The sequence below is a fragment of the Neisseria sp. P0021.S007 genome, from assembly GCF_051956855.1.
On the sequence record NZ_JBQCXA010001456.1, the window covers coordinates 1 to 478 of the forward strand.

1 protein-coding gene is annotated in these 478 nt (G+C 51.7%); it reads left to right on the top strand.

The window, feature by feature from the left end; translation table 11 throughout:
• Window positions 1–478, top strand: a 478-nt coding sequence (locus ACTHUR_RS19675) for a penicillin-binding transpeptidase domain-containing protein (RefSeq protein ID WP_440400479.1), incomplete at both ends; no start/stop codon positions are given.

Sequence of the window (478 nt, forward strand, 5' to 3'; positions counted from 1 at the left end):
ATTTAGGTGTAGGCGTGCGCATGCATTCAGGCTTTCCTGGTGAGACTGCAGGTTTGTTGAGAAGCTGGCGCAGATGGCAAAAAATCGAACAGGCAACCATGTCTTTCGGTTATGGCCTGCAATTAAGCCTGTTGCAATTGGCGCGAGCCTATACTGTCTTGACCCATGATGGCGAATTGTTGCCGGTCAGCTTTGAAAAACAAGCGGTTGCCCCTAAAGGCAAGCGCGTCATCAAAGCCTCTACTGCGAAAAAAGTGCGCGAGTTGATGGTTTCCGTTACTGAAGCCGGCGGTACCGGTACTGCCGGTGCTGTGGATGGTTTCGACGTAGGTGCGAAAACCGGTACAGCGCGTAAACTGGTCAATGGTCGCTATGTGGACAACAAACACGTCGGTACGTTTATCGGTTTTGCTCCGGCTAAAAATCCACGCGTGATTGTGGCCGTTACCATCGACGAACCGACTGCCAACGGCTATTA